Annotated in this window: 2 protein-coding genes and 1 pseudogene; all 3 read left to right on the forward strand. The window is 65.2% G+C overall.

Annotated features, from left to right (window positions below; all coding sequences use genetic code 11):
• On the forward strand, positions 1-603 hold a 603-nt coding region (locus WS49_RS20120; protein ID WP_156441419.1), incomplete at its 5' end, for an aminotransferase class III-fold pyridoxal phosphate-dependent enzyme.
• Between the two features lie 62 nt (positions 604-665).
• Positions 666-1,781 carry a polyamine ABC transporter substrate-binding protein gene (locus WS49_RS20125; protein ID WP_059532455.1) on the forward strand — a complete coding sequence of 372 codons (1,116 nt, stop codon included), beginning with the start codon at positions 666-668 and terminating at the stop codon, positions 1,779-1,781.
• 188 nt (positions 1,782-1,969) lie between these two features.
• Positions 1,970-2,121: pseudogene (locus tag WS49_RS35165) on the forward strand (polyamine ABC transporter ATP-binding protein); the annotation flags it as partial.

Genomic DNA, 2,121 nt, shown 5'->3' on the forward strand with positions numbered 1-2,121 from the left:
GTCGCCGACGAAGTGATCGGCGGCTTCGGCCGCACCGGCGAATGGTTCGCGCATCAGCACTTCGGCTTCGAGCCGGACCTGATCACGATGGCCAAGGGCCTGACGTCGGGCTACGTGCCGATGGGCGCGGTGGGCATCCACGAACGCATCGCGCGGCCGATCATCGACAACGGCGAATTCAATCACGGCCTCACGTACTCGGGGCATCCGGTCGCCGCGGCGGTGGCGGTCGCGAACCTGAAGCTGCTGCGCGACGAGGGAATCGTCGAGCGCGTGAAGCACGACACCGGCCCGTATTTCCAGGCGCTGATGCGCGAAACCTTCGCGCGTCACCCGATCGTCGGCGAGGTGCACGGCCACGGGATGGTCGCGAGCCTGCAGCTCGCCGAGTCGCCGGCCGAACGCCGCCGCTTCGCGAACGGCGGCGACGTCGGCACGATCTGTCGCGACTTCTGCTTCAACGGCAACCTGATCATGCGAGCGACCGGCGACCGGATGCTGCTGTCGCCGCCGCTCGTGATCTCGCGTCAGGAAATCGATGAACTCGTATCGAAGGCGAAGAAGGCCGTCGATGCGACCGCCCAGCAACTGGGCCTTTCGTAACGACTTTGCCTACAGGCGTGCGGCGGGCGCCGCACGCCGCCATAACCCAGGGGAATTCCACCATGCGTGCCTGCTTTCTTCGCCAAGCCTGTTCCGTCGCGGCCCTTGCCGCCGCGGCCGCGTTCACGTCGGTCGCCAGCCCGTCGGCGCGTGCCGACGAGCTGAACGTCTACAACTGGTCCGACTACATCGCACCCGACACGATCCCGAATTTCCAGAAGCAGACGGGCATCCACGTCAAGTACGACAACTACGACAGCGACGACACGCTGCAGGCGAAGCTGCTGGCGGGCAGTTCGGGCTACGACATCGTCGTGCCGACCTCGAACTACATGGCCAAGCAGATCCAGGCCGGCGTGTACCAGAAGCTCGACAAGTCGAAGATCCCGAACCTCGCCAACCTCGACCCGCTGCTGATGAAGATGATCTCGGATGCCGACCCGGGCAACCAGTACGGCGTCCCCTGGGCCTACGGCACGGACGGCATCGGCTACAACGCGCAGGCGGTGAAGAAGGTGCTGGGCGACAAGGCGCCCGTCGACAGCTGGGCGCTGGTGTTCGACCCGGCCAACATGGAAAAGCTGAAAAGCTGCGGCGTGTCGTTCCTCGACCAGGCCGTCGACGTGTTCGCCGCCACGCTGCAATACATGGGCAAGGATCCGAACAGCAAGAACCCCGGCGACTACCAGGCTGCCTTCGAAGTCCTGAAGAAAGTCCGCCCGTACATCACCCAGTTCAACTCGTCCGGCTACATCAACGATCTCGCGAACAACGACGTGTGCGTCGCGCTCGGCTGGTCGGGCGACGTCGGCATCGCGCACCGCCGCTCGTCGGAGGCGAAGCGCTCGTACGACATCAAGTTCGCGAATCCGAAGGAAGGCGGCCTGCTGTGGTTCGACGTGATGGTGATCCCGAAGGATGCGCCGCACCCCGAGGCCGCGCTCAAGTGGATCAACTACGTGTCCGACGCGAAGGTCAACGCTGCGATCACCAACACGGTGTTCTACCCGACCGCGAACAAGGCCGCGCACCAGTTCGTGACGCCTGCCGTCGCGCAGGATCCGACCGTCTATCCGCCCGAGGACGTGCTGAAGAAGATGGTGCTGATGAAGCCGATGCCGGCCGACATCCTGCGCCTCGAGAACCGTCTGTGGGCGCAGCTGAAAACCGGCCACTGATCGCCATGCATCACGGCGGCGCAGGCATCGCTCCACGCCTCGCCGCCTGAGATACGCGGACCGCCGTCCGCCCGCGCGCGCCGCGCGCACTGTTCCATCCGGCATGAGCCGTTGTCCGCGAGTCGCGTTGCGCGCCTCGCGCGGGGACGCTCACGCCCGCAATCCGTGAAGAACGAATGGTGACTCCCATGCAATCGATACCCTCTTCCGCTGCTGCACGACAGACCCAACCGGCCGCCACGGCCCGTACCAGGAACGACGCCTTCGTGCGCATCGAAAACGTCGTGAAGAAGTTCGGCGACAGCACGGCCGTCGACAACGTCAACCTGACGATCGCGAA

Source organism: Burkholderia sp. RF7-non_BP4 (genome assembly GCF_001521935.1).
GTDB classification, from domain to species: domain Bacteria; phylum Pseudomonadota; class Gammaproteobacteria; order Burkholderiales; family Burkholderiaceae; genus Burkholderia; species Burkholderia diffusa.